General features: G+C 45.7%; 1 pseudogene. It reads right to left on the bottom strand.

The features are described from left to right. Positions 1–258, bottom strand: a pseudogene (locus A3763_RS28270) (hypothetical protein); the annotation flags it as partial.

The raw sequence follows: 258 nt of genomic DNA on the forward strand, positions 1-258 counted from the left end.
CTGTTCAGGCTGCTCAATTGAGCTTAAGTGCACTTGATGGAAGTCTTTGCCTTGAGATATATGAGAAACCTTCACACCACTATAAAAAGGTAGTGATCTCTCATACACCTTGCTTAACAAACTCTGGCCCAAGCACTGATTCGGCACCACATAACCTAAGGCTTCCTGTCCATACTCTGCTGCATGCATCCGGGTGGTTCCAAAGCAGCCTTTTTCTGATACATGAACCTGTTCGATGGCACATACCGAAGGCTCAAT

It is taken from the genome of Oleiphilus sp. HI0128 (assembly GCF_001635365.1).